This is a genomic window from Methylobacterium sp. J-059, assembly GCF_022829485.1.
Classification (GTDB): domain Bacteria; phylum Pseudomonadota; class Alphaproteobacteria; order Rhizobiales; family Beijerinckiaceae; genus Methylobacterium.
On the sequence record NZ_JAKSYA010000122.1, the window covers coordinates 1 to 24,411 of the forward strand.

The following is a 24,411-nucleotide window of genomic DNA, read 5'->3' on the forward strand; positions in this document are numbered from 1 at the left end:
TGCCGGGCAGGATGCCGCCGCCGACGACGCCGTGGCTGGCCGACAAGCGGTTGCTGGTCTGGCCGAAGTCGACGTACTGCGCGTCGGCCTCGATGCCGATCACGACGCCCGAGCCCGGGGTGAACTGGTAGTGGTAGCCGACCTGGCCACGGCCGGTGAAGCCGTCGTGGCCGCGGCTGCCGCCGAAGTCTAGCACGCGGCCGGTGTTGCCGCCGGCCGGGCAGGGGAGGATGGCGTTGCCGGGGGAGACGCCGACGACGGTGGCGACGCGGCGATCGCTGGCATCGAAGCCGTAGCCGGCGTTGATACCGAAGTAGGCGCCCGTCCAGGTGAACACCGGAACCGGGGTGAACACCGGCGGCGGGGCGCGACGCGGAAGGTCGGCGGCGAAGGCGGAGCCGGCGAGCGCGATGCCGGCGAGGGCGGTGACGCCCCGAAGCATGGATTTCATGGTCTGGTCCTCATTCCATCTGGTGCCGCCGGCCTTTTGGCCCGTCCGGCACCGATTGCCCGTCTTTAAGTCAATGGCTCCAAGGATGCTGTTGCATCGCGGTAACGCCGACCGTCCTGAAGACGGCCCCTTTGTGGCGCCCCGCCGTTGTTGCCTTGGTACCTGTCCCGATAAACACACGCGAATGGTCAAGGTTCACTTGCGGCCACGCTTTTTTCGCGTCCCGCCTCTGGACAGATTGTCGCATGCGGTTCCTTCGATGGAACCCGCCTACGGCGTCAGCGCGATCGCCGAGATCAGCCGGCCGTAATCCGCCTCGGCGCGATGCGTGGTCCGGCGGTAGCTGTAGAAGCGGTCCGGGTCGGAATAGGTGCACAGGCCGAGGATGGCGGCTTCTCCGATCTCCGCCTGCTCCAGGCGGGAGAGCACGAAGCCCGGCAGGTCGAACTGTGCATGGTCGGGCCGCGTGCCGGCCGCGAAGAACCGATCCGATCCCGGCGCCTCGTCCCGGAAGCGCGTCATGAGATCCGTGCCCACCTCGTAGGCGCCCTGCGCGATCGTCGGGCCGAGCACCGCGACGATCGCCGAGCGGCGGGCGCCGAGCCCTTCCATCGCGGCGACCGTGGCCTCGACCACGCCGGTCAGCGCGCCCTTCCATCCCGCGTGGGCGGCGCCGACGACGCCGTTCTCGGGATCGGCGAACAGGATCGGGCCGCAATCGGCGGTGGCGATCCCGAGGGCGAGGCCCGGAACCCGCGTCACCATGGCGTCGGCCTTCGGGCGCTCCGACGGGGCGAACGGCGCCTCGACCACGACGGCCTGCGCGGAATGCACCTGGTAGAGGCTCACCAGCCGATCCGCCGGCAGCCCGAGCTGCGCGCACATCCGCGCACGGTTCTCGGCGACGGCCTCGGGCCTGTCCTGCGAGCCGAGCCCGCCGTTGAGGGAGGCGTAGAGCCCGTCGGAAACGCCGCCCTGCCGGGTGAAGAAGGCGTGGCGGACGCCCGAATGCGAGCTGAGTTCCGGCGCTTCGACGAACATGGCGGCTCCTGGCATGGCGGCTCCTGGCGAGACTTCGCGCCCGCGATGCGGGATCACGTCCGCCCGTCGATAACCGAAGGCGCCGGCGGTGACGATGGCACCCGCGGCGCCCTCAGCCGTGCGCGAATCCCGGCGGCGGCGGAAGGGTCGGCTGGGTGATCGCCATCGCCTTGAACAGGCTTCCCATCCCGCCGGGGGCCGGATCGGTGAGCCGGAGCGACGCGGCCGCGATCGCCTCGGCCTGGGCCAGCGTCGCGCGCGCCTTCAGCCGGGCCGCGCGGGCGGGAAGACCCAGCGCATCGAGGAAGGCGCGCTGATCGACGGGGCCGTGGATCGCCGCCCCCGCCTCGGCGGCCGCGCGCGCCAGGGCCGGAAAGTCGACATGCACGGTGAGGTCGGCCTCGCCCGGCGCGTCGAGCGGCCCGACGAAGCGATGCCCGGCGATCGCCTGGAGGGTGTCGCCGAAGCCCGGCCGGACATGGCCGTAATCGACGACGAGCAAGGCTCCGCCCTGGTCGCGGACGCGTTGCGCCAGGGTTCGCGCCAGCTCGAGGGCGGGGGCGGGCAGGGTCATCAGCGCCCCCTCGGCCGCCGCGGCGGTGATCGCGACCGTCGGGTCGGGCGCGAGGCCGAAGGCGAGGGCGCCGTCCGCGAGGCCGACCAGGCGCTCGCACCAGCCGCGCGCCGTCCGCACGAACTGGCGCACGGGGAGGCAATCGAAGAATTCGTTGGCGACGACGATCGCCGGGCCGGGCGGCACCGAGGCGACGTCCGCGTGCCAGGTCGGCGTCGCCGCCGCGAGCGTCGCCTCCTGCGCCGCCCGCAGCACCGGGCTGGTCTCGACGAGGTGGAGGTCGATCGCCGCCGTCGGCGCCACGGTGCGCAGCGCCCGCAGCGTGTCGGCCATCAGCGTGCCGCGGCCGGGGCCGAGCTCCACCAGGCGCAGCGGGGCCGGCGCCCCCATCGCGGCCCAGACCGAGGCGATCCACACCCCGACGAGCTCGCCGAACATCTGGCTGATCTCGGGCGCGGTGGTGAAGTCGCCCCGCGGGCCGAGCGGGTCGCGGGTGCGGTAGTAGCCGTGCACCGGATGGCCGAGGCAGAGCGCCATGTAGCGGTCGATCCCGATCGGCCCGGTCTCGCGGATCAGGGCGGCGATCTCGGCGCCGAGGGGCGTGGGGCTCACGTCCTCACCGCGCCGTCTCCGTCTGCAGCGCGGCGGCCTCGACGGGATGGCGCGGCCGCGTGACGCCGCGGGCGGCGAGCACGATGAAGACCAGCCCGACCACGGCCATCGGCACGCAGAGCAGCATGCCCATGGTCACGCCGCCGCCGAGCGGCCCGAGATGGTCGCCGAACAGGTAGCCGAGCTGGCGGTCGGGCTCGCGGAACAGCTCGCAGACGGTCCGCGCGACGGCATAGCCGAGCACGAAGATGCCGCCGAGGAGGCCCGGCTTGCGGAAACCGAAGCGGTTCACCGCGAGCGCCATGACGATGAACAGCAGCAGCCCCTCGGTCGCGGCCTCGTAGAGCTGGCTCGGATGGCGGGGCAGCGGGCCGCCGGTGGGGAAGACGACGGCATAGGCGAAGTCGGGCGCGACCCGGCCCCACAGCTCGCCGTTCACGAAGTTGGCGATGCGGCCGAAGAACAGCCCGATCGGCACGACCACGGCGGCCAGATCGAGGAGCGTGTAGCCGCCGAGCTTTCGCGAGCGCGCGAACAGCAGCATCGCCAGGATCGCCCCGAGGAAGCCGCCGTGGAACGACATCCCACCGTTGCGGATCGCCAGGATCTCGATCGGGTCGTCGAGATACATCGGCAGATTGTAGAACAGCACGTAGCCGATGCGCCCGCCGAGGACGACGCCCAGCGCCACCCAGACGATCATGTCGTCGATGTCGGCGGTGGTCGGGCGCCGCACCACGCCCCAGTAGCGGTCGGCCATCACCAGGCGGCGGGCGTAGAACCAGCCGCCGATCAGCCCGGCAATGTAGGCCAGCGCGTACCACTTGATGGTGATCGGCCCGATCGCGACGGCGACCGGATCGATGGCCGGGAAGGGCAGGGCGAAGAGCATCGGGACCTCCCGTGGAAACGCCGGCATTGGACGTGGGCCCCGGGAGGCGTCAAGCCTGGGCATCGGTCCTTGCTCAGGCCTCGGGCCCGATGGCGAGGAGGCACTGCCTGCCTCCCTAGCGAACCTAGTCGACTCAGCTAAGATCGTGCCGTCTTATAGTTGGGAATGTGCGATGCAGATAACCGTCCATGCGGCCAAGACTCAGCTGTTCAAGCTGATCGAAGCAGCTCTGCGTGGCGAGGAGGTCATCATCGCCCGTGGAAGCGAGCCCGTCGTCCGATTGGTCGCCATCCCGAAGACCACGTTCAAGATCGGTCTTCTGGAAGGTCGCGTGACAGGTCCGGGTCCCGACTTCCTCGAACCGATGGACGCCGATGCGCTCGACCTGTGGGAGGGTGGGCGTTGAGCGGAAGCCTTCTCCTGGACACGCATGCCTGGGCTTGGTCGCCCACCAACGATCGTCGCCTCTCCCTTGCGGCGCGGCAAAGCATATCTGCGGCCGCGACGGTTTATGTGAGCCCGATCACCTTCTTTGAAATCGGTCAGAAGGTGCGCCTCGGCAAATGGCCTGACATGGCCCCCTTCGCCGACAGCCTCGCCGACCTCCTCCTCCAGCAGGGCGGCAGAACTTCTGCGCTGACGGGTGAGATCTGCCTCATGGCCGGCACGATGGATTGGTCGCATCGCGACCCGTTCGACCGTCTGCCGGCGGCAACGGCGCCGATCCGCGCGATGCCGCTGATCTCGGCCGATGCCGTCTTCGACGGGCGCGTCACCCGCATCTGGTGAGACGGGCGACGCGCCCGGCCCTCACTGCGAGCGCCGCCCGAACGAGACCGCGTAGGCCTGGACCCGCGCGTCGATCAGGGGATCGTCCGAGACCTCGATCCCGTCGGTGAGGGCGTTCGGCAGGAACAGCAGCGCCTTCTCGGCGCTCGCGCTGTCGGCGACGGGCTTGGTCAGCGTCAGGGTGCCCATCTCGACCAGGCGGCGCTCCTCCGGCCACGGCTGGGTCGCGTCGTCGGTCCGGTCGCCGGGCTCCGCGAGCTGGGCCAGCACCTTGTAGGAGACCGGCGCCTTGCCGAGCCGCGTGCGGATCTCGCTCATCAGGTGGTCCGGCGCCTGCTTGGCGGCCTCCTCGGACCCGAGCAGCTCCTCGCCCTCGACCGGCACGATGCGGTAGCGGAAGGCCTGCCGCTTGCCGCTCGCGTCGACGAGGATGAAGGCGTTGACGCCGTTGTAGGTCTGGCGCGCCAGGCTCGTCGGGGTCCGGGCGGTGGCGCCGGCCTTGCCCGCGGCCGGGTGGCTCGCCACGAAGGTCTCGGCCGGCGTCGGCTTTCCGGCATCCTTCCCGCTCTTCGCGATCGCGACGAGCAGGTCGCGGAACTCCTCGCCGGTGGCGACGGGGAAGTACTTCAGGCTGTTGGTGACGACGTCCATCTCGCTGCCGTCGGCGAGCTTGAACTTGAGCGAGAGCCCGTGCGGGTTGGCGTTGGCCGCGCCGTCTGCGATCGTCGGGAGGCCGGTGGCGTCCGAGAAGCGGGCGGTGACCGGCACGGCGGCACCAGCGAAGACCGACGCCTTGCTGAGCTTGGCCGCCTCGGCGCTCGGCGTGAAGCGTCCTTCCACGACGGTCCCCTTGGCGTGGTTGGCCCGCATGCCCGGATGCTGCCCCCAGAGCGTGTTCATCGCGTCGACGGTCTGCTCGGCGGTGGTGCCGTCCTCGGCCGAGACCGGCGTGCCGGCCAGACCGGCGAGCATGAGGCCGCCCGCCAGGGCGCGTCGGAGGAGTGGAATACGGGTCATGCAGGTCTCCGGATCGGGGCGGCCCTCCGGCACCCGAGGCGGCGACCGGCGGCGATGGATGGCTATTGCCACGATCTGGAGTTGCACAAAAGGATCGAGCCGCGCGCCGCGATGCGAGGCCGTTTATCGGCGCGCGCTGCCGTTGGGGTCGACGAGCCGCAGCCCATGCCCGTCGGGTCCCTCGGCGTAGGCGGTGCTGCCGTCGGCCGAAAGCCGCACCGGGTGGCCGGCCTGCCGGATCGCCGCTACGGCTTTGGCGACGTCGGCGGTCTCGAGGACGAGCCGCGTCGTCGCCCGGTCGCGCGGACCGAAGGGCGCCGGGGTCGGTTTCTCCGTCGCGGGCTGGCGGTAGTGCAGCAGCTCCAGATGCGGCGTCGCAGGGCCGCCGGGCTCCAGGGCGAGGACGTCGACGACGGGATCGGGGACGCCGTCGAGGCGCGCCTGCGCCTCGCCCGCGTTCAGACCTCGCTGCGCCACGCGGAAGCCGAGCAGCGCCGCGTGGAAGGCGAGCGCGGCCTCGAGGCTCGTGACGGTGATCGCCGAGTGGTCGATGCCGAGGAACAGGCCGGGCGCGGCCTGCCAGCGCTCGGCGGCGGGGCCGCCGGGGAAGGCGATCAGCTCCAACGGGTGCCCGTCGGGATCGCGGAACTTGTAGGCCGTGACGCCGCCCGACGTCTTCGGCAGGTCCTGCGGGCCGCCGACGCTGACGGCGGTCGGCGACAGGCGCGAGAGCTGCCCGAACGCGGCCTCCATCGCGCGGACGGGGATCGCGAGATGCTGGAAGACCGGATCGGTGGCACGGGGCGCGTCCGGGTACGGCGCGCCCGGCGGATCGAAGGCCAGGAACGCCACGATCTGCCGGCCGAGCCGCATCGTCAGGCGCGAGCCCACCGCCCCGGGGGATCCGTAGGCGTCGCCGATCGCAGCCGGCAGCGGCTCGATCGGGCCGACCCGCGAGAAGCCGAGGCCGTCGCGATAAAACGCCTCCGTCCGCGTCAGGTCCGCGACGGTGCGCTCGAACCCGGCGATCGATCGGACCAGGGCGCTCACAGGAGCCGCGCCCCACGCCGGTTGGTGTAGATCGCGTAGAGGGTGTGCGAGGCGCAGAGAAAGAGCCGGCTGCCGTTGCGGCCGCCGAAGGCGAGGTTCGAGACCGTCGCGGGCACCAGGATCTTGCCGACGCGCTCGCCGTGCGGATCGATGCAATGCACGCCGTCCCCGGCGCTCGACCAGAGATAGCCTTCGTCGTCGAGGCGGAAGCCGTCGGCGAAGCCCGGCTCGACGGTGTGGAAGACGTCGCCGCCCGAGAGCGATCCATTCTCGGCGACGTCGAAGACGCGGATGAACTTCTTCGGCGCCTCGGCGAATTGCAGCCCGCTCTCGGCGACGTAGAGCTTCGTCTCGTCCGGCGAGAAGGCGAGCCCGTTCGGCCCGTCGAAGTCGCCGGCCACGACCGCGAGCGAGCCGTCGCGCGGGTCGAAGCGGTAGACGTTGGCGGGCAGCTCGGAGGCCTGCTTGCCGCCCTCGTAGTCGGTCTGGATGCCGTAGGGCGGGTCGCTGAACCAGATCGTGCCGTCCGACTTGCAGACGACGTCGTTCGGGGAATTCAGGCGGCGACCCTGGTAGCGCTCGACCAGCGCGGTGATCGTGCCGTCGAGCTCGGTCCGGGTGATCCGGCGGTCGCGGTGCGAGCAGGAGAGCAGGCGCCCCTGCCGGTCGCGGGCGTGCCCGTTCTCGAAGCCGGTGCCCGAGCGGTACACCGAGACGCCGCCGGACTCGCTCCAGCGCATCACGCGGTCGTTCGGCAGGTCCGAGAACAGGAGCTCGTCGCGGTCGCCGAACCAGACCGGGCCCTCGCACCATCGGAAGCCCTCGGCGAGCATCTCCAGCGGCGCGTTCGGCAGCACGAACGCCTTGAACCGCGGCTGCGTGATCTCGAAGCCATCCATCGGCGAGGGCCTACTTGAAGCGTCCGGGCTGGTTCACGGTCGGCGTCACGTCGAGGCCGGTGACGATCATCGTGCACGGCTCGTCGCCGACCGTGCCGGAGAGATGCCCCTTCCGTCCGTCGCGCTCCTTGGTGTTCTGGTCCTCGCCCATCATCAGCTCGCCCGGTCCCATCTCGACGCGGGTGCCGTCCATGGTCTCGACGAACCAGCGGCCCGACAGGATGGCGATCCATTGCGGCCGCGGGTTCTCGTGCCATTGCCCGACCCAGCCGACCGGCAGCACCGTGAAGGTGACGCCGGCCTGCGACGGCGCCTGCTTGTCGTTCCATTGCGGCGCGGTCTGCGGGTCGATGCCCTCGAACTTGAACGCCGACAGCGCGAACCGTTCCTGCCGGCTCACGCCCTCGGCGTCGGTGTAGACGTGCCAGTACGGCATCCTGGGCGGCGGCCCGCCGTCGTGCTGATTGGCCATTTCGGGTTCCTTGCGAGAGAGGGTCGTCAACGGTTGTCGGGGGCGGACAGGGCCGGGGCGGCCTGCGGGCCGCTCGAGAGCGGGTGCCGAACGACCTCGGAGGCCGGGGCGTAGGTGCCGCCGATCACCACCAGCAGAAGCCCGCCGACGAGGCCGAAGTTCTTGAAGAAGTCCCAGAAATGGGCACGGCCCTCGCCGTTCTTCGACCAGAAGTCCGGGAACCGCCAGAACGGGTGGTACATCAGCGCGGTGACGGCGCAGAAGCCGGCGAGGATGAAGGCCGCCGCGCGATCGAAGATGCCGGTCACGATCAGAACCGGCGTCACCGCCTCGACGAGGATGCCGAGCACGAGCAGCAGGGCCGGGAAAGGCAGCGGGCCGGAGCGAGCCTGCCCCATGGCCTCGTCCCAGTGCGCGACCTTGTCGTAGGCGCTGAGCGGAAACATGAAGACGAGGCAGAGCTTGGCCGCGAGCGGCACGGCGACGAGATCGAGCCACGTCATCGGGGGCCTGGGGTGACGGGCATCACGAGATCCGGGGCGAGACGGGGGAGGGGCGGCGTTCGTGCTCGAGGGCCCAACGCCGCTCACCCGCCGCAGTTGCCGGGCCGGGCGGCGGAAGCGGGTGCGTTTGCTGCATCGCAGCGCGCACGATGCCGTGACCGGCCAGCCTGGAACGCCTCCAGGCTTGTGCCGTTGGCCGGCGAACCCGTTTTCTCCAGCGTATTGCAGTGCGAGGCCGACCGATGCGAGAGGACCATTACGACGTCATCGTGATCGGCTCGGGCCCCGGCGGCGGCTCGCTGACGTCGCGGCTGGCGAGGACCGGCAAGCGCATCCTGCTGCTGGAGCGCGGCGACTACCTCCCGCGCTCGCAGGACAACTGGAATTCGAAGACCGTCTTCGTCGACGGCGCCTACCAGGCGAAGGAGACCTGGTACGGCGGCGACGGCCGCACCCTCAGCCCGGCGTTGCACTACTATGTCGGCGGCAACTCGAAGGTCTACGGCTCGGCGCTGCTGCGGATGCGCGAGCGCGATTTCGGCGAGGTCCGTCACGTGGACGGCCTCTCGCCGGCCTGGCCGGTCTCCTATGCCGAGTTCGAGCCGTATTACGGGCAGGCGGAGGCGCTGTTCGCCGTGCACGGGCAACGCGGCGAGGATCCGAACGAGCCGTGGGCGAGCGGCCCCTACGACCATCCCCCGGTCAGCCACGAGCCGCGCATCCAGAAGCTGTCGGACGACTGGGCAAAGGTCGGCCTCAACCCGTTCCACCTGCCGCTCGGCATCAAGCTCGACGAGCGCAACGGCAAGCCGACGCCGACCAGCATCTGCATCCGCTGCGACGCCTTCGACGGGTTCCCGTGCCTGCTCAACGGCAAGGCCGACGCGCAGGTGATGACCGTCGACCCGACGCTGGCCCGCCACGACAACGTCACGCTGCTCGTCAACGCCTACGTCTCGACGCTCGAGACCGACCCGTCGGGCCGCACCGTGACGGCGGTGAACGTCACCCGCGAGGGCCGGGCGGAGCGCTACTCCGCCGACATCGTCGTCGTCGCGTGCGGCGCGCTGTCCTCGGCGCTGCTGCTCCTGCGCTCGGCCAACGCGGCCCACCCGAACGGGCTGGCCAACGGCTCCGACCAGGTCGGGCGCAACTACATGCGCCACACCATGTCGGTGCTGATGGCCCTGTCGAAGGAGGTCAACGACACCGTCTTCCAGAAGACGCTCGCGGTCTCGGACTTCTACTTCGAGTCGAAGGACTGGGAATTTCCCATGGGCCTGATCCAGATGTGCGCCAAGACGCATCCGGAGCAGATCCGCGGCGAGGAGTTTCCGAAATGGACCGGCTTCCTGCCGAATGCCCCGTTCGAGATGGTGGCGCGCCACTCGATGGACTTCTGGCTGCAAAGCGAGGACCTGCCGCATCCCGACAACCGGGTGATGCTCGGCCATGACGGCCGCGTGATCCTCGACGTGCGCGAGACCAACCGCGAGGCGCACGACCGCCTGCGCGGCAAGCTCGAGGATCTGCTCCGTCCGGGCGGGCTCTACACCTACCTGTTCGAGCGCTCGCTCTATCTCGGCAAGAACATCCCCCTGAGCGGGACCGCGCATCAGGCCGGCACGCTGCGTTTCGGCACCGATCCGAAGGCGTCCGTGCTCGACCTGACCTGCAAGGCGCACGAGCTCGACAACCTCTACGTCACCGATGCGAGCTTCTTCCCCTCGATCGGCGCCGTGAACCCGACGCTGACGATCGTCGCCAACGCACTGCGCGTCGCCGACCACATCGCCGAACGGCTGGGCTGACGGGCTCGATCGCGACCCGCTTCGGACGAGCGCGTGACGCCTGGTCGTCACGCCCGCCGCGGCATCCGGAACGGCAGCATCAGCCGCACCAGCGGATTGCGGAAGCGGTCGAGCGACAGGCTCTCGTGGACCGGGCGCACCGTCTCGCCGGCGAGCCGGGCCGAGAGCAGCGAGCGGGAGTAGAATGGCGTGTCCTCGAAGGTCCGCACCACCTCCGCCCGCCCGTCGTCGCTGCGGGTCGCGCGCGGCACGCGCCAGAACCGCGTCGGCGGCAAGGCCGCGGCGAGGGGCGGGCGGAGATCGCGGCGGGCGCCGGTGCGGTCGAAGCGGAGCGAGAGGTTCTGGCCCGAGCCGTCGCGGCGGCACACGTCGTAGAGGATCGCCGCGCCGTCGCCGAGGTCCGCCCGGCACCAGGTCCAGCTCGTGAAGGCCTCGGCCAGCGGCTCGTCGCCGTGATTGGTGTCGAAGTAGGCGGTGCCGGACCAGCGCACGGACGGCGCGTCGAGCGCGACCTCGACGGGCGAGGACGGCGCCATCGGCCACCAGCGATGCGCGCCCCGCGCGTCCAGGGTGAAGGGCCCGGGCGTGATCCCGCCGGGATGAAGCTTCACCGTGCCGCGGACCCGCGACGGGACCGGCGCCGTGGTCTCGTCGAGGGTGATGGTGAGCGAGGTGCCGTCCCAGGCCATGCCGCTCGGCCCGATCCGGATTTGCGTCGCATCGCGCGACAGGGCGCGGCTGCCGCGCTCGGTCATGCAGAAGCGGTTTTCGCGCGCGCCGTAGAGGACGACGTTGACGGCGCAGTGCTCGAACGGGTTCCGCGTGGCGTCCCAGGCGTAGTAGGGCGAGAACACGCTGCCGATGAAGGCGATGATGGTCAGCCCCTGGGTGCCGTCCGCGCTCAGGGCGTCGACGTACCACCAGACATAGCCGTCGCGGCCGACCGGCGTGTCGAAGCGGGGCGCGCCGCCCGCCGATCCGCCAGCAGCGTGTCCGCCGCGATCCGCCCCGATTGCGCCGCCATCGGCACCCCCGGCCCCGGATGGACGCTGCCGCCCGCCAGGTACAGGCCCGGCAGCCGGGTCCGCGCGCCCATCCGCTTGAAGGTCGCGCTCCAGCCGTGCGAGGCCCGTCCGTAGAGCGCCCCCCCGGTCGCCGGGAACAGGGTGCCGAACCGGTCCGGCGTGGTGACCGCCGTCTCGGCGGCGGAGATCGTCAGGCCGCACGCCGTCAGCCGTGCCCGCATCGTCGTTTCGCATGCGTCGATCTCCGTATCGGTGAAGGGTCGCTCGCCCCGGGCCGGCGCGTTGACGAGGCAGAGCAGGCGCTCGGGCCCGTCCGGCATCGCGTCGCCGGCCCGATCCTGCGCGCAGACGTAGGTCGTGGGGTCGGGCGGCAGTCGCCCGCGGCGGATCGCGTCGAACTCGGCCCGGTAGTCGCGTCCGAAGAACACGGTGTGGTGCGCCAGCGGAAAGCCCGCGGTGCGGGCGTTCAGGCAGAAGGTGATCGCCGAGAGCGAGCGCTCGGCCGGCGCCACCGGATCGGCGGCGCCGACCACCGCGGGCCCGAGCAACCCGGCGGCGAGCGCCGAGACGTCGCCGTTCATCACCACCGCGTCGGCCGCGATCCGCTCGCCGTCGGCGAGGACCACGCCCGAGACCGCACCGCCCGAGACCAGGATGCGCGCGACGTGCGCGCCGGTGCGGATCGTCGCGCCGCGCTCGCGCGCCAGCGCGGCGACCGCCGCGGCGAGCCGGCTCAAGCCGCCCTCGATCGACCACACGCCCGCCTGCTCGACATGGGCGACGAGCATCAGCGTCGCCGGCGCCTGATACGGCGAGGAGCCGCAATAGGTGGCGTAGCGTGCAAACAGCTGCCGCAGGCGCGGGTCGCGGAAGTAGTCGCCGAGCGCCCCCCACAGGGTGGCGAAGGGCTGGATCCGCCACAGGTCGCCCAGCCCCGACAGGCCGGCGCGACGGGCGAGGTCGACGGGTCCGGGCCGGGCGCCGCGGATGAACGGCGCGTCGAGGGTGCGGAACACCTGCTCGGCCCGCGCGCAGAAGCGCCGGTAGCCCTCGGCCTCGCGCGCGCCGGCGAAGGCGGCGATCGCGTCGGCGGAGGCGTCGACGTCGGCGAGCAGGTCGAGCCGCTCGGACGCGCTCCAGGCGTGGCGGGCGAGGATGCGGGCGGGGCTCAGCGCGACCCGCTCACCCAGATCCGCACCGGCCTCGGCGAAGATCTCGTCGAGGATCCAGCGCATGGTGAACACGGTCGGGCCGGCCTCGATCCGGGTGCCGCCGACCGGCACGCTGCGCATCTTGCCGCCTGGCACGCCGGCGGTCTCGAGCAGCGTCACCGCGCATCCGGCCACGGCGAGCCGGAGGGCGGCGACGAGCCCGCCGATGCCGCCCCCGATCACCACGACCCGCTCGATCGCCATCGTTCCCCCGTGCCGCACGACGATCCGGCATTGATCTCACCCGCGACAAGTGTCAATCATAGATGACACTTCGAAAAGTCAAAGCAAATTGACACTGGAGGTCACGGTGGACGCAGGCCAGCGCATCGAACGGACCCTGGACAACGCGGTCGCCTACGCCGAGGCGCCGGGCGCCCCGCCGCGGCTCGCCGAGGCGATCCGCTACGCCGTGTTCCCGGGCGGCCATCGCATCCGGCCCCGGCTCTGCCTGGCGGTGGCCGCCGCATGCGGCGACGACGATCCGGCCGCCGCCGAGTCCGCCGCCGCCGCGATCGAGCTGCTGCACTGCGCCTCCCTCGTCCACGACGACCTGCCCTGCTTCGACGACGCCGAGACCCGCCGGCAGAAGCCCACCGTGCACGTCGCCTTCGGCGAGCCGCTGGCGGTGCTCACCGGCGACGCGCTGATCGTGCTCGCGTTCGAGACGTTGGCCCGGGGCGCGGCCAGGAACCCGCATCGGCTCGCGGCGCTCGTCGGGCTGGTCGCCCGCGCGGTCGGCTCGCCGGCCGGCATCGTCGCCGGCCAGGCCTGGGAATCGGAGGAGCAGGTCGCGCTGTCGAACTACCAGCAGGCCAAGACCGGTGCGCTGTTCGCCGCCGCGACGGTGGCGGGCGCGGCGGCGGCGGGCGCGACGCCGCTGCCGTGGCGGCTCCTCGGGGAATGCCTCGGCGAGGCCTATCAGGTCGCCGACGACCTGCGCGACGTCGCCTGCCGCCAGGAGGAGATCGGCAAGCCCGCCGGCCGCGACGCCACCCTCGGCCGGCCGAACGCCGCCCTGCTCCTCGGCATGGGCGGCGCCCTCGAGCGGCTGAAGCGCCTCTCGGCGGAGGCGATCGAGGTGATCCCGACCTGCCCGGGCGCCGACGCGCTGCGCGCCGAGATCGCCGCGCAGACCCGGCTCTTCCTGCCCGCGAGCCTCGCCCACGAATTCGCCTGAGGCGAGGGGCATGGCGGCGGAGACCAGCGTGGGCATCGTCTCCGGCGGGGAGAAGAACGGCCTCCGCGCCGTCCCGCTCGCCTCGGCGAGGGGAGGGTGGCTCGCGTTTCGAAACCTTCGCGAGCGCTGGCGCGCCTTCCGCATCGCCCGCGTCGCGAGCCCCGTATTCCAGCGTTGGGCCGCCGGGTTTCCGCTGACGCGCCGCATCGCGCGGACGAACACCCGGGCGCTGTTCGACCTCTGCGCCGGGTTCACCTACTCCCAGGTGCTGCTCGCCTGCGTCCGGCTCGACCTGTTCCACACGCTGCAGCCCGGCCCGCTCGCGACGGCCGTGGTGGCCGAGCGCCTCCGTCTCGCACCGGAGCGGGCCGAGCGCCTGCTGAAGGCCGCCGCCTCCCTCGACCTGATCGGCCGCCTGCCCGACGCGCGCTGGGCGCTGGCCGACCTCGGCGCGGCGCTGATCGGCAACCCGTCGGTGGCGGCAATGATCGAGCATCACGCCATGCTCTACGCCGATCTCGCCGACCCGGTCGCGCTGCTGCGCGGCGAAGGACCCCCGACGCAACTCTCGGGTTACTGGCCCTACGCCAAGGCCGCCGAGCCAGACGCCGCGGAGGCCGAGGCGGTCGCCGGCTACAGCCGCCTGATGGCGGCCTCGCAGGCGCTGATCGCCGAGGACGTGCTCGACGCCTATCCGCTCGGATCGCACGCCTGCCTGATGGATGTCGGCGGCGGGGAGGGCGCCTTCGTCACCGCCGCCGCGGCCCGCCACCCCGGCCTGCACCTGATGCTGTTCGACCTGCCGGCGGTCGCCGCCCGGGCCGAGGCGCGCCTCGGTGCGGCGGGCCTGACGGTCGCCTGCCGCGGCGGAAACTTCTTCTCCGATCCGCTGCCGCGCGGCGCCGACGCGGTCTCGCTGGTGCGGATCGTCCACGACCACGACGACGCCCGCGCCGCGGTGCTGCTGCGTGCGGCGCACGACGCGCTGCCCCCCGGCGGCACGCTGCTCGTCGCCGAGCCGATGGCCGGGACGCGGGGGGCCGAGCCGATCGGCGACGCCTATTTCGGCTTCTACCTGCTCGCCATGGGCAGCGGCCGCGCCCGCACCGTCGAGGAGCTGACCGCGATGCTTCGCGATGCCGGATTCGACGCGATCCGCAGCGTGAAGACCCGTCGTCCCCTGCTGACGCGCCTCGTCGTCGCCCGCAAGCGCGGCGAAGTGTAAATTTGCCTTGACGCTTTTCATTGTCATTCTAGGATGACTGATGGCCGACCGGGAGAGTCGGGCCGGGGATGGAAGAGGCACCGCACATGGACGCGCTCGCCGTCGTTCTCGAGAAACCGGAGGTGCTGGCGCTCAACCGCCTGCCGCTGACTCCGGCCGCAGAGGGCGACGCGGTGGTCGCCGTCACCTGGAGCGGGATCTCCACCGGCACCGAGCGCCTGCTCTGGACCGGGCGGATGCCGAGCTTCCCCGGCATGGGATACCCGCTGGTGCCGGGCTACGAGTCGGTCGGCACCGTCGAATCGGCGCCCGCGGGCTCGGACCTGAGCGTCGGCCAAGCGGTGTTCGTGCCGGGCGCGCGCTGCTTCGGCACGGTGCGCGGCCTGTTCGGCGGCGCCGCCTCGCACCTGATCGTGCCGGCGGAGAAGCTGGTGCCGGTCGACCCCGCCCTGGGCGAGAAGGCGATCCTGCTGGCGCTCGCCGCCACCGCCTACCACGCGATGGCGAGCAACGCCCCCGGCGAGCGCTCGCTGATCGTCGGCCACGGGGTGCTCGGGCGCCTGCTGGCCCGGCTCACCGCCCTGTCCGGCGCGATGCCGACGGTGTGGGAGACCAATCCGGTCCGGGCGCGGGGCGAATTCGGCTATCCCGTCATCCACCCCGATCAGGACGAGCGCCGCGACTACGCGACGATCACCGACGTCAGCGGCGATGCGAGCCTCCTCGACACGCTGATCGGGCGGCTGTGCTCCGGCGGCGAGATCGTGCTCGCCGGCTTCTACGAGGCGCCGCTCGCCTTCGCCTTCCCGCCGGCCTTCCTGCGCGAGGCCCGGATCCGGGTCGCGGCCGAGTTCCGGCCGCACGACCTCGCGGCGGTGAGCGCGCTCGTCGCACGCGGTGCCCTCTCCCTCGACGGCCTGATCACCCACCGGCGCCCGGCGTCGGAGGCGCAGCAGGCCTATCGCACGGCCTTCGGCGAGCCCGAGTGCCTGAAGATGATCCTCGACTGGAGGAACGCATGAACATGCACCTGACCAACGCCGCGCTCCGCGCCGAAGCGGCCATCGAGCCGGATCCGGTGGCGACCGCGCCGGCGAAGAAGGAAACGCAGATCATCGCGATCTACGGCAAGGGCGGCATCGGCAAGTCGTTCACCCTGGCCAACCTCAGCTACATGATGGCCCAGCAGGGCAAGAAGGTCCTTCTCATCGGCTGCGACCCGAAGAGCGACACCACCTCGCTGCTGTTCGGCGGCAAGGCCTGCCCGACCATCATCGAGACCTCGACCCGGAAGAAGCTCGCCGGCGAGCCGGTGGCGATCGGCGACGTCTGCTTCAAGCGCGACGGCGTCTACGCGATGGAGCTCGGCGGCCCCGAGGTCGGGCGCGGCTGCGGCGGCCGCGGCATCATCCACGGCTTCGAGCTTTTGGAGAAGCTCGGCTTCCACGAATGGGGCTTCGACTACGTCCTGCTCGACTTCCTCGGCGACGTGGTCTGCGGCGGCTTCGGCCTGCCGATCGCCCGCGACATGTGCCAGAAGGTCATCGTCGTCGGCTCGAACGACCTGCAGTCGCTCTACGTCGCCAACAACGTCTGCTCCGCGGTCGAATACTTCCGCAAGCTCGGCGGCAATGTCGGCGTCGGCGGCCTGGTGATCAACAAGGACGACCACACCGGCGAGGCCCAGGCCTTCGCCGCCGCCGTCGGCATCCCGGTGCTGGCCTCGATCCCGGCCGACGACGACATCCGCAGGAAGAGCGCGAACTACGAGATCATCGGCCGGCCCGACGGGCGCTGGGGCTCGCTGTTCGCCGATCTCGCCCAGAACGTCGCCGAGGCGAAGCCCAATCACCCGACGCCGCTTTCGCAGGACGGCCTCCTCGGGCTGTTCTCCAGCGAGACCACCGGCCGCGACGTGGTGCTGGTGCCGGCGACCTTCGAGGACATGTGCGGCGTCGCCCACGTCGCCAAGCCGTCCCTCGAAGTCGTCTACGACGAGGTTTGAGGCGCATGGCCGTCACCCTCGACATCGCCGCGCTCCGCGCCCGCCGGGAAGTCCCGGCCTCGACGCTCGCCGCCGCGCAGGCGCCGGCCGTGAACCTCGCGGCGACGAAGGGCGACGGCCTCGGCTGCCATGCCGGCAAGGACGTGATGCGGGCCGCCGCCGCCGAGGCCGGCATGAGCGAGACCCTGGACCGGCTGGCCAAGGATTACCCCGTCGGGCCGCACGACCAGCCGCAGAGCATGTGCCCGGCCTTCGGCTCGCTCCGGGTCGGCCTGCGGATGCGGCGCACCGCCACGATCCTGTCCGGCTCCGCCTGCTGCGTCTACGGGCTGACCTTCACCTCGCACTTCTACGGGGCCAAGCGCTCGGTCGGCTACGTGCCGTTCAACTCGGAGACGCTGGTCACCGGCAAGCTGTTCGAGGACATCCGCGAGGCGGTGTTCCTCACGGCCAAGCCCGCCGATTACGACGCCGTCGTGGTGATCAACCTCTGCGTGCCGACGGCCTCGGGCGTGCCGCTGCGCCTGCTGCCGAAGGAGATCGACGGCGTCCGCATCATCGGCATCGACGTGCCGGGCTTCGGGGTGCCGACCCATGCCGAGGCCAAGGACGTGCTCGCCGGCGCGATGCTGCGGTTCGCGCGCACGGAAGCCGAGCAGGGCCCGGTCCAGGCGCCGCGCGCCGGCCGCTCCGAGCGCCCGACGGTGACGCTGCTCGGCGAGATGTTCCCCGCCGATCCCGTGGTGATCGGCGCGATGCTGGAGCCGCTCGGCCTCGCCGCCGGCCCCGTGGTCCCGACCCGCGAATGGCGCGAGCTCTACGCGGCGCTCGACGGCGCGGCGGTGGCGGCGATCCACCCGTTCTACACCGCGAGCATCCGCGAGTTCGAGGCGGCCGGCCGGCCGATCGTCGGCTCGGCGCCGGTCGGCGTCGACGGCACCGCGGACTGGCTCGACCGGATCGGCGAGGCCTGCGCCGTCCCGCGCGGCCTGGTCGAGGCCGCCAAGAACCGCCTGCTGCCGCCGATCCGCGGCGTGCTCGCCGCCGCCCCGATCCAGGGCCGCATCACCCTCTCCGGCTACGAGGGCTCGGAGCTGCTGGTCGGGCGCCTGCTGATCGAAAGCGGCGCCGACCTGCGCTACGTCGGCACCGCCTGCCCGAGGACGCCCTGGGCGGAGGCCGACCGCGACTGGCTCGAGGCCCGCGGCGTCCAGGTGAAGTTCCGGGCCTCGCTCGAGGACGACCTCGCCGCGATGCGCGAATACCGGCCCGACCTCGCCGTCGGCACCACGCCGGTGGTGCAGAAGGCCAAGGAGGCCGGCACGCCGGCCCTGTACTTCACCAACCTGATCTCGGCACGGCCGCTGATGGGCGTCGCCGGCGCCGGCTCGCTCGCCAAGGTGATCAACGCCGCGCTCGGCAACAAGGGCCGCTTCGACGCGATGCGCGGCTTCTTCGAGGGCGTCGGCACCGGCCACGCCGCCGGCGTCTGGGAGGCGGTGCCGCAGCTGCGCAAGAGCGTGGCGCGGGCGCCCGCGCCGAAGAAGCACGACCAAGGTCTCCTGCTGGACAACACGCCTATCGGGGAGATGGCCTGATGCTCGTCCTCGATCACGACCGCGCCGGCGGGTACTGGGGTGCCGTCTACGTCTTCACGGCGATCAAGGGCCTGCAGGTCATCATCGACGGCCCCGTCGGCTGCGAGAACCTGCCGGTCACCTCGGTGCTGCACTACACCGACGCGCTGCCGCCGCACGAGCTTCCGATCGTCGTCACGGGCCTCGGCGAGGAGGAGCTCGGCCGCCACGGCACCGAGGGCGCGATGAAGCGGGCGCATGCGGTGCTCGATCCCGGCCAGCCCAGCGTCGTCGTCACCGGCTCGATCGCCGAGATGATCGGCGGCGGGGTCACGCCGGAGGGCACCAACATCCAGCGCTTCCTGCCGCGCACCATCGACGAGGACCAGTGGCAGACCGCCGACCGGGCGATGCGCTGGCTCTGGCAGGAATACGGCGCCAAGCGCTTCGCCAAGAAGGGCATCCCGCCGCGTCCCGCGCGCAAGGAGGGCGAGCGCCCGCGGGTCAACCTGATCGGGCCGGCCTACGGCACCTTCAACATGCCCTCCGACCTCGCTGAGATCCGGCGCCTGGTCGAGGGGATCGGCGCCGAGATCAACCTGGTCTTCCCGCTGGGCTCGCATCTCGCCGACGTGCCCAAGCTCGTCAATGCCGACGCCAACGTCTGCCTCTACCGCGAGTTCGGGCGCCTGCTCTGCGAGGACCTGGAGCGGCCCTACCTGCAGGCGCCGATCGGCGTGCTCTCGACCACCAAGTTCCTGCGCTCGCTCGGCGAGATCCTCGGCCTCGATCCCGAGCCGTTCATCGAGCGCGAGAAGCACACCACGATCAAGCCGGTCTGGGACCTGTGGCGCTCGGTGACGCAGGACTTTTTCGGCACCGCGAGCTTCGGCATCGTCGCGACCGACACCTACGCGCGCGGCGTGCGCCACTTCCTCGAGGAGGAGATGGGGCTGCCCTGCACCTTCGCCTTCGCGCGAAAGCCCGGCGCCAAGCCCGACAACGCGGCCGTGCGCGCGGCCATCGCGAACAATCCGCCGCTGGTGCTGTTCGGCTCGTTCAACGAGCGGATGTACGCGGCCGAGAGCGGCTGCCGGGCGGTGTTCGTGCCGGCCTCGTTCCCCGGCGCGATCATCCGGCGGCACACCGGCACGCCGTTCATGGGCTATTCCGGCGCGACCTACCTCGTGCAGGAAGTCTGCAACGCGCTGTTCGACATGCTCTTCCACATCCTGCCGCTCGCCCGCGACATGGATGCGGTCGAGGCGACGCCGGCGCGGATGCATCGCGAATTGCCGTGGAACGAGGCCGCGCGGGCGCTCCTCGACACGCATGTCGAGCGCCAGCCGGTCCTGGTCCGGATCTCGATGGCCAAGCGCCTGCGCGATGCCGCCGAGCGCGGCGCCCGCCGCGACGGCGCCGGAGAGGTCGCACCCGGGCACGTCGAGACCGCCCACGACGCCCTGAAGCTCGGAGTCGCCGCATGAACGCGTCCGCGAGCCTGCCGATCCCTGCCGCCCACACCCCTTCGCCCCGGCTCCGGCCGGACGAATCCGCCCGCACCCCGCCGAGCCCGCGCCCTGCGCCGGCCCCAGCGCCCAGGAGGACATCCATGGCCCGATCGATCGATGCGACGTCCCGGCTCCACCAGGAGGAGGTCCAGTTCAAGGTCATCCTCGGCGCGACCTACCCGTTCTTCCTCGCCGCCGCGATCGCCCAGCGCGTGATGCCGGCGCGCGAGCCGGGCCGCCCGGCCCAGCGCCGCTCGGTCTTCGGCGAGGCCAAGGCCATGGCGGTCTCGGCCATCCCCTACGCCTTCATGGGCTGACGCCTTCGGGCCGCGCCGGATCGCGCTTCGCGCCGGCCGAGCCCTTCGAGACGCTTCCGTCCGGGCAGAACGGGTGGAAGTCCGGTCGTGGCACCCAACGCCGCCACGGCGCTCACCCCCGCGCGACCCTGCCGCGCGGTCAGCCAAACGGAGGTACTTCAACCATGGCCAATCCCGGAACGCTCGAACGACCGAGCAGCCTCTCGGGGCTGACGGAACCCGAAGCCAAGGAGTTCCACGCGATCTTCCTGACGAGCTTCATCATCTTCACCGCGATCGCCGTGGTCGCGCACATCCTGGTCTGGATGTGGCGCCCGTGGCTGCCCGGGCCGAAGGGCTACGCCATGCTCGAAGGCGGGGCCCAAGCCGTCCACGGCCTCGTCTCGATGATCTCGTAAGGGAGGACACCATGCACAAGGTCTGGCTCCTGTTCGATCCCCGCCGCACGCTGGTGGCGCTGTTCACCTTCCTCTTCGTCCTCGCGCTGCTGATCCACTTCATCCTGCTCAGCACCAGCCGGTTCAACTGGCTGGAGGGCGCCAAGGACTCGAAGGCGGCCTCCCTCCAGATCGTCGCGCCGACCCCGGCGTGACCCGGCCCCGCGGCGTGCCGGCCGGGTTCCCGCCCGGCCGGCATGCCGCACGAGACGCCGCGCACCGAAGGCAGCGGACCGGAGCCCCGATCCTCCCGCCCGCTGCGCCCGACACCCGAGCGCTGCCGCAAGGCCGCTCGCACGACCGCTCGCACGAGCGCCCGCACGAGCGCCCGACGGCCGCAGACCCATCCGGAGGCTATTCGCCATGGCGATGCTGAGTTTCGAGAAGAAGTATCGCGTCCGCGGCGGCACCCTCGTCGGCGGCGACCTGTTCGATTTCTGGGTCGGGCCGTTCTACGTCGGCTTCTTCGGGGTCACGACGCTGTTCTTCAGCGCGCTCGGCACGGCGCTGATCATCTACGGCGCGGCGCTCGGGCCGACCTGGAACATCTGGCAGATCAACATCGCGCCGCCCGACATCAAGTACGGGCTGGCGCTCGCCCCCCTGAAGGAGGGCGGCCTCTGGCAGATCATCACGTTCTGCGCCATCGGCGCGTTCTCGTCCTGGGCGCTGCGCGAGGTCGAGATCTGCCGCAAGCTCGGCATCGGCTACCACGTGCCCTTCGCCTTCGCGGTCGCGATCTTCGCCTACGTCGTCCTGGTCGTGGTCCGCCCGTTCCTGATGGGCGCCTGGGGCTACGGCTTCCCGTACGGCATCCTCAGCCACCTCGATTGGGTGTCGAACACCGGCTACCAGTACCTGCACTTCCACTACAATCCGGCGCACATGCTCGCCGTGACCTTCTTCTTCACCACGACGCTCGCTCTGGCGATGCACGGCGGCCTGATCCTCTCGGCGACGAACCCGGCCAAGGGCGAGACCGTGAAGAGCCCCGAGCACGAGGACACCTTCTTCCGCGACACGATCGGCTACTCGATCGGCACGCTCGGCATCCACCGCCTCGGCCTGTTCCTGGCCCTGTCGGCGGGATTCTGGAGCGCGGTCTGCATCGTGATCAGCGGCCCGTTCTGGACGCAGGGCTGGCCGGAATGGTGGGGCTGGTGGCTGAACCTGCCGGTCTGGCGCTGAGCCGCGAAGTCGCCCGGCCGCGATCGTCGCGCGGCCGGGGGCGGGACGGATACGGCCACCACGTCGCTTGAAGAACGCTCCCGGAAAGGGCCCAGGCAATGGCGTACTACCAGAACATCCTCACCCAGGTGCAGATCCGGCCGATCGAGGCGGAGCACGGCGTCCCGGTCGCCGTCGATTCGCGCTGGGGCAAGCCGTTCCACAGCTACCTGATGGGGCTGATCGGCAACGCGCAGGTCGGGCCGATCTACATCGGCTACCTCGGGGCGCTGTCCTTCGCCTGCGGGCTGATCGCCTTCGAGATCATCGGCCTCAACATGTGGGCGTCGGTGAACTGGGACCCGATCCAGTTCGTGCGGCAGCTGCCCTGGCTCGCCCTCGAGCCGCCGCGCCCGCAATACGGCCTCCGGATCCTGCCGCCGCTCAACGAGGGAGGCTGGTGGCTGATCGCCGGCTTCTTCCTCACCGCCTCGATCCTGCTGTGGTGGCTCCGGCTCTACCGCCGCGCCGCGGCGCTCGGCCTGGGCAAGCACGTGCCGTGGGCGTTCGCCTCGGCGATCTGGCTCTACCTCGTGCTCGGCTTCATCCGCCCGATCATGATGGGCTCGTGGAGCGAGGCGGTGCCGTTCGGCATCTTCCCGCACCTCGATTGGACCGCCGCGTTCTCGCTGCGCTACGGCAACCTGTTCTACAACCCGTTCCACATGCTCTCGATCGTCTTCCTGTACGGGTCGACGCTGCTGTTCGCGATGCACGGGGGCACCATCCTGGCCTGCTCGCGCTACGGCGCCGAGCGCGAGATCGACCAGATCGTCGACCGCGGCACCGCCACCGAGCGCGCCGCCCTGTTCTGGCGCTGGACCATGGGCTTCAACGCCACGATGGAATCGGTCCACCGCTGGGCCTGGTGGTTCGCGGTGCTGACGACGCTGACCGGCGGCATCGGCATCCTGCTCACCGGCACCGTCGTCGACAACTGGTACCTCTGGGCGGTCAAGCACGGGGTCGCGCCGTCCTATCCGCAGGTCTACGGCCCGATCGTCGATCCCTCCAGCGTCGCCCCCTCGGTGCACCCATGAGAACCCTGCTCGCCGTCGCCGGCGCGGTCGCCGCGCTGTTCCTCACGATCGCCATGCTCGGCACCGCCGGCTGGACCCGCCCGCCGATGGCGCAGCAGCAGACCGGGTTCCGCGGCACTGCGATGGACGTCATCGAAACCCGGGCGAACAAGGCCGCCAAGATCGAGGCCAACCAGGCGCCCGCGCCGGCCGACCCGGCCGAGCCCGGGGGCGACAAGGCCTCGGCGGTCTACCAGAACGTCAAGGTCCTCGGCGATCTCTCGGCCGACAACTTCAACCGCCTGATGGCCTCGATGACCGAGTGGGTCGCCCCGGAGCAGGGCTGCACCTATTGCCACAACACCGAGAACATGGCCGACGACAGCCTGTACCAGAAGCGCGTCGCCAGGCGGATGCTGCAGATGGTCCAGCACATCAACTCGACCTGGAAGGAGAACCACGTCCACGAGGCCGGCGTCACCTGCTACACCTGCCACCGCGGCCAGCCGGTGCCGAAGAACATCTGGTTCGAGAATCCCGGCCCGAACGCGGGGCACGGCGTCATTTCGCGCAACAACGGGCAGAACGTTGCCAGCCCGCAGGTCGGCCTGACCTCGCTGCCCTACGGCGTCTACGCGGCGTTCTACGCGCACAAGAACACGCCCGAGGACGCGATCCGCGTCAACGCCACCTCGGCCCTGCCGGAGACCAAGGGCAAGCCGATCCAGGACGCGGAGAAGACCTTCGCGATCATGATCAGCATGGCGCAGTCGCTCGGCGTGAACTGCACCTTCTGCCACAACACCCGCTCGGTGGCGGATTGGAGCACGAGCACGCCCAACCGCGTCGCCGCCTGGCACGGCATCCGCATGGTCCGCGACCTGAACGAGGACTACATGCTGCCGCTCTCCGAGACGCTGCCGCCGAACCGCCACGGCCCGCTCGGCGACGTACCGAAGATGAACTGCGCCACCTGCCACAACGGCGCCAACAAGCCGCTCAACGGCGCCCACGTGGTCGAGGCCTATCCCGAGCTCGCCGGGCCCGTCGCCTCGGCGGACATGCCGGCCGGCGTGCCGGCCCAGCCCGCGGCGACGCCGGATCCGGCGATGCCGGCGCCCGCGCCGAAACCCTGACAACCCTGGCCGGGCGAGCCCCGGTCGAACGTCCCGATCCCGAAACGGCCGCCGGACCCCCGTCCGGCGGCCGTTCTCGTTGCGGGAGGCGACGGGAGGCGCGGCGCGGCCTTTGCATATCGGACGCGCATCCCGGTGAATACCGCCACTTTTCAGAAATCGCGCGCGCGTATACAGACAGGAAACACCATTCGCGTATTATATACGTACGGTTGCAAGCACACAGTGAACGAATGCATGCCGGGGGCAGGAACATGATGCGTGCGCGGGATCCCGGAGAGCTCAGCTCGGCCCTGACGTCCTGCCGGACGGCGTTCGTCGGCGTCGCGGTGATGAGCGGCGTGGTGAACGTGCTGTACCTCACCGGCTCGTTCTTCATGCTGGAGGTCTACGACCGGGTGATCCCGAGCCGTTCGGTGCCGACGCTGAT

Annotated in this window: 25 protein-coding genes and 2 pseudogenes; 16 read left to right on the top strand and 11 right to left on the bottom strand. The window is 71.2% G+C overall.

Translation table 11 applies throughout. The annotated features are described in order from the left end of the window. The 4 genes and pseudogenes from MKK55_RS17055 to lgt form a co-directional block, all read right to left on the bottom strand. Nucleotides 1–451, bottom strand: a pseudogene (locus tag MKK55_RS17055) (porin family protein); the annotation flags it as partial. A gap of 270 nt (nt 452–721) precedes the next feature. Beyond that, nucleotides 722–1,492, bottom strand: coding sequence for a peptidoglycan editing factor PgeF (gene pgeF, locus MKK55_RS17060; RefSeq protein ID WP_243936681.1), 771 nt, complete (start codon nt 1,490–1,492; stop codon nt 722–724). Between the two features lie 112 nt (nt 1,493–1,604). Further along, on the bottom strand, nt 1,605–2,678 hold the full coding sequence (locus tag MKK55_RS17065; RefSeq protein WP_243936682.1) for a class I SAM-dependent methyltransferase: 1,074 nt from the start codon (nt 2,676–2,678) through the stop codon (nt 1,605–1,607). Nucleotides 2,679–2,682: 4 nt separating this feature from the next. Continuing rightward, nucleotides 2,683–3,570, bottom strand: a complete 888-nt coding sequence (gene lgt / locus MKK55_RS17070; RefSeq protein ID WP_244028036.1) for a prolipoprotein diacylglyceryl transferase — start codon at nt 3,568–3,570, stop codon at nt 2,683–2,685. Nucleotides 3,571–3,742: 172 nt separating this feature from the next. Between lgt and MKK55_RS17075 the strand changes: the two genes are divergently transcribed. Continuing rightward, nucleotides 3,743–3,976 (top strand): type II toxin-antitoxin system Phd/YefM family antitoxin, encoded by a 234-nt coding sequence (locus MKK55_RS17075; protein WP_243936683.1) that lies wholly within the window; start codon nt 3,743–3,745, stop codon nt 3,974–3,976. Next, a complete protein-coding gene (locus MKK55_RS17080) occupies nt 3,973–4,359 on the top strand; it encodes a type II toxin-antitoxin system VapC family toxin (protein ID WP_243936685.1) in 387 nt (128 codons plus the stop codon). The genes MKK55_RS17075 and MKK55_RS17080 overlap by 4 nt, the downstream gene beginning before the upstream one ends. Nucleotides 4,360–4,380: 21 nt before the next feature. Here the strand turns inward: MKK55_RS17080 and MKK55_RS17085 are convergent, their stop codons facing one another. The 5 genes from MKK55_RS17085 to MKK55_RS17105 all read right to left on the bottom strand — a co-directional run bounded on the left by MKK55_RS17085 (nt 4,381) and on the right by MKK55_RS17105 (nt 8,300). Next, a complete protein-coding gene (locus tag MKK55_RS17085) occupies nt 4,381–5,376 on the bottom strand; it encodes a catalase family peroxidase (protein WP_243936688.1) in 996 nt (331 codons plus the stop codon). A 123-nt stretch (nt 5,377–5,499) separates the two neighbouring features. Then, on the bottom strand, nt 5,500–6,426 hold the full coding sequence (locus tag MKK55_RS17090) for a VOC family protein (RefSeq protein ID WP_243936690.1): 927 nt from the start codon (nt 6,424–6,426) through the stop codon (nt 5,500–5,502). Then, the gene (locus tag MKK55_RS17095; protein WP_243936696.1) at nt 6,423–7,325 is read right to left on the bottom strand and encodes an SMP-30/gluconolactonase/LRE family protein; all 903 of its coding nucleotides are present in this window, start codon (nt 7,323–7,325) and stop codon (nt 6,423–6,425) included. The genes MKK55_RS17090 and MKK55_RS17095 overlap by 4 nt, the downstream gene beginning before the upstream one ends. 10 nt (nt 7,326–7,335) lie before the next feature. Then, nucleotides 7,336–7,797 (bottom strand): cupin domain-containing protein, encoded by a 462-nt coding sequence (locus MKK55_RS17100; protein ID WP_243936698.1) that lies wholly within the window; start codon nt 7,795–7,797, stop codon nt 7,336–7,338. A gap of 26 nt (nt 7,798–7,823) precedes the next feature. Continuing rightward, on the bottom strand, nt 7,824–8,300 hold the full coding sequence (locus MKK55_RS17105; protein ID WP_147844035.1) for a DoxX family protein: 477 nt from the start codon (nt 8,298–8,300) through the stop codon (nt 7,824–7,826). A 242-nt stretch (nt 8,301–8,542) separates the two neighbouring features. On the opposite strand from MKK55_RS17105, the gene MKK55_RS17110 reads away from it, so the two are divergent. Then, entirely contained in the window at nt 8,543–10,111 is a 1,569-nt protein-coding gene (locus MKK55_RS17110; protein ID WP_243936700.1) for a GMC oxidoreductase, read from the top strand. 47 nt (nt 10,112–10,158) lie between these two features. Here the strand turns inward: MKK55_RS17110 and MKK55_RS17115 are convergent, their stop codons facing one another. Both MKK55_RS17115 and crtD read right to left on the bottom strand, forming a co-directional pair. Beyond that, nucleotides 10,159–11,016: a carotenoid 1,2-hydratase gene (locus MKK55_RS17115; RefSeq protein ID WP_147727369.1), complete on the bottom strand. Its 858-nt coding sequence runs from the start codon at nt 11,014–11,016 to the stop codon at nt 10,159–10,161. Beyond that, nucleotides 11,013–12,551, bottom strand: a complete 1,539-nt coding sequence (gene crtD / locus MKK55_RS17120; RefSeq protein WP_243936710.1) for a 1-hydroxycarotenoid 3,4-desaturase CrtD — start codon at nt 12,549–12,551, stop codon at nt 11,013–11,015. Before crtD ends, MKK55_RS17115 begins: the two co-directional genes overlap by 4 nt. A gap of 106 nt (nt 12,552–12,657) precedes the next feature. Between crtD and MKK55_RS17125 the strand changes: the two genes are divergently transcribed. The 13 genes and pseudogenes from MKK55_RS17125 to MKK55_RS17185 form a co-directional block, all read left to right on the top strand. After that, nucleotides 12,658–13,527 (top strand): polyprenyl synthetase family protein, encoded by an 870-nt coding sequence (locus tag MKK55_RS17125; RefSeq protein ID WP_243936701.1) that lies wholly within the window; start codon nt 12,658–12,660, stop codon nt 13,525–13,527. 10 nt (nt 13,528–13,537) lie between these two features. Beyond that, nucleotides 13,538–14,752 carry an acetylserotonin O-methyltransferase gene (locus MKK55_RS17130; RefSeq protein ID WP_243936702.1) on the top strand — a complete coding sequence of 405 codons (1,215 nt, stop codon included), beginning with the start codon at nt 13,538–13,540 and terminating at the stop codon, nt 14,750–14,752. 86 nt (nt 14,753–14,838) lie between these two features. Beyond that, entirely contained in the window at nt 14,839–15,774 is a 936-nt protein-coding gene (bchC, locus tag MKK55_RS17135; protein ID WP_243936721.1) for a chlorophyll synthesis pathway protein BchC, read from the top strand. Next, nucleotides 15,771–16,757: a chlorophyllide a reductase iron protein subunit X gene (locus tag MKK55_RS17140; RefSeq protein WP_147843837.1), complete on the top strand. Its 987-nt coding sequence runs from the start codon at nt 15,771–15,773 to the stop codon at nt 16,755–16,757. Before bchC ends, MKK55_RS17140 begins: the two co-directional genes overlap by 4 nt. Nucleotides 16,758–16,762: 5 nt before the next feature. Beyond that, on the top strand, nt 16,763–18,355 hold the full coding sequence (gene bchY, locus MKK55_RS17145) for a chlorophyllide a reductase subunit Y (RefSeq protein ID WP_243936704.1): 1,593 nt from the start codon (nt 16,763–16,765) through the stop codon (nt 18,353–18,355). Beyond that, complete coding sequence (bchZ, locus tag MKK55_RS17150; protein ID WP_243936706.1) at nt 18,355–19,821, top strand: chlorophyllide a reductase subunit Z; 1,467 nt, start codon at nt 18,355–18,357, stop codon at nt 19,819–19,821. The genes bchY and bchZ overlap by 1 nt, the downstream gene beginning before the upstream one ends. Nucleotides 19,822–19,946: 125 nt before the next feature. Further along, the gene (locus MKK55_RS17155) at nt 19,947–20,162 is read left to right on the top strand and encodes a hypothetical protein (RefSeq protein ID WP_147730004.1); all 216 of its coding nucleotides are present in this window, start codon (nt 19,947–19,949) and stop codon (nt 20,160–20,162) included. A gap of 164 nt (nt 20,163–20,326) precedes the next feature. After that, complete coding sequence (gene pufB, locus MKK55_RS17160) at nt 20,327–20,560, top strand: light-harvesting antenna LH1, beta subunit (RefSeq protein WP_147730005.1); 234 nt, start codon at nt 20,327–20,329, stop codon at nt 20,558–20,560. Between the two features lie 11 nt (nt 20,561–20,571). Next, nucleotides 20,572–20,754, top strand: a complete 183-nt coding sequence (pufA, locus tag MKK55_RS17165; RefSeq protein ID WP_147730006.1) for a light-harvesting antenna LH1, alpha subunit — start codon at nt 20,572–20,574, stop codon at nt 20,752–20,754. 208 nt (nt 20,755–20,962) lie between these two features. Next, nucleotides 20,963–21,787, top strand: a complete 825-nt coding sequence (pufL, locus tag MKK55_RS17170) for a photosynthetic reaction center subunit L (protein ID WP_147729315.1) — start codon at nt 20,963–20,965, stop codon at nt 21,785–21,787. 98 nt (nt 21,788–21,885) lie between these two features. Beyond that, a complete protein-coding gene (pufM, locus tag MKK55_RS17175; RefSeq protein WP_147729316.1) occupies nt 21,886–22,866 on the top strand; it encodes a photosynthetic reaction center subunit M in 981 nt (326 codons plus the stop codon). After that, the gene (gene pufC / locus MKK55_RS17180; protein WP_243936708.1) at nt 22,863–23,981 is read left to right on the top strand and encodes a photosynthetic reaction center cytochrome PufC; all 1,119 of its coding nucleotides are present in this window, start codon (nt 22,863–22,865) and stop codon (nt 23,979–23,981) included. Before pufM ends, pufC begins: the two co-directional genes overlap by 4 nt. Nucleotides 23,982–24,235: 254 nt before the next feature. Then, nucleotides 24,236–24,411, top strand: a pseudogene (locus MKK55_RS17185) (type I secretion system permease/ATPase); the annotation flags it as partial.

Bases quoted from the DNA above. Each gene is read 5' to 3' on its own strand.
- pufC (WP_243936708.1), top strand. From the start codon at position 22,863: ATGAGAACCCTGCTCGCCGTCGCCGGCGCGGTCGCCGCGCTGTTCCTC.
- MKK55_RS17095 (WP_243936696.1), bottom strand. From the start codon at position 7,325: ATGGATGGCTTCGAGATCACGCAGCCGCGGTTCAAGGCGTTCGTGCTG.
- MKK55_RS17130 (WP_243936702.1), top strand. From the start codon at position 13,538: ATGGCGGCGGAGACCAGCGTGGGCATCGTCTCCGGCGGGGAGAAGAAC.
- pgeF (WP_243936681.1), bottom strand. From the start codon at position 1,492: ATGTTCGTCGAAGCGCCGGAACTCAGCTCGCATTCGGGCGTCCGCCAC.
- MKK55_RS17075 (WP_243936683.1), top strand. From the start codon at position 3,743: ATGCAGATAACCGTCCATGCGGCCAAGACTCAGCTGTTCAAGCTGATC.
- crtD (WP_243936710.1), bottom strand. From the start codon at position 12,551: ATGGCGATCGAGCGGGTCGTGGTGATCGGGGGCGGCATCGGCGGGCTC.
- MKK55_RS17085 (WP_243936688.1), bottom strand. From the start codon at position 5,376: ATGACCCGTATTCCACTCCTCCGACGCGCCCTGGCGGGCGGCCTCATG.
- pufM (WP_147729316.1), top strand. From the start codon at position 21,886: ATGGCGTACTACCAGAACATCCTCACCCAGGTGCAGATCCGGCCGATC.
- bchY (WP_243936704.1), top strand. From the start codon at position 16,763: ATGGCCGTCACCCTCGACATCGCCGCGCTCCGCGCCCGCCGGGAAGTC.
- MKK55_RS17110 (WP_243936700.1), top strand. From the start codon at position 8,543: ATGCGAGAGGACCATTACGACGTCATCGTGATCGGCTCGGGCCCCGGC.
- MKK55_RS17105 (WP_147844035.1), bottom strand. From the start codon at position 8,300: ATGACGTGGCTCGATCTCGTCGCCGTGCCGCTCGCGGCCAAGCTCTGC.
- pufL (WP_147729315.1), top strand. From the start codon at position 20,963: ATGGCGATGCTGAGTTTCGAGAAGAAGTATCGCGTCCGCGGCGGCACC.
- bchZ (WP_243936706.1), top strand. From the start codon at position 18,355: ATGCTCGTCCTCGATCACGACCGCGCCGGCGGGTACTGGGGTGCCGTC.
- lgt (WP_244028036.1), bottom strand. From the start codon at position 3,570: ATGCTCTTCGCCCTGCCCTTCCCGGCCATCGATCCGGTCGCCGTCGCG.
- bchC (WP_243936721.1), top strand. From the start codon at position 14,839: ATGGACGCGCTCGCCGTCGTTCTCGAGAAACCGGAGGTGCTGGCGCTC.
- MKK55_RS17100 (WP_243936698.1), bottom strand. From the start codon at position 7,797: ATGGCCAATCAGCACGACGGCGGGCCGCCGCCCAGGATGCCGTACTGG.
- pufA (WP_147730006.1), top strand. From the start codon at position 20,572: ATGCACAAGGTCTGGCTCCTGTTCGATCCCCGCCGCACGCTGGTGGCG.
- pufB (WP_147730005.1), top strand. From the start codon at position 20,327: ATGGCCAATCCCGGAACGCTCGAACGACCGAGCAGCCTCTCGGGGCTG.
- MKK55_RS17140 (WP_147843837.1), top strand. From the start codon at position 15,771: ATGAACATGCACCTGACCAACGCCGCGCTCCGCGCCGAAGCGGCCATC.
- MKK55_RS17155 (WP_147730004.1), top strand. From the start codon at position 19,947: ATGGCCCGATCGATCGATGCGACGTCCCGGCTCCACCAGGAGGAGGTC.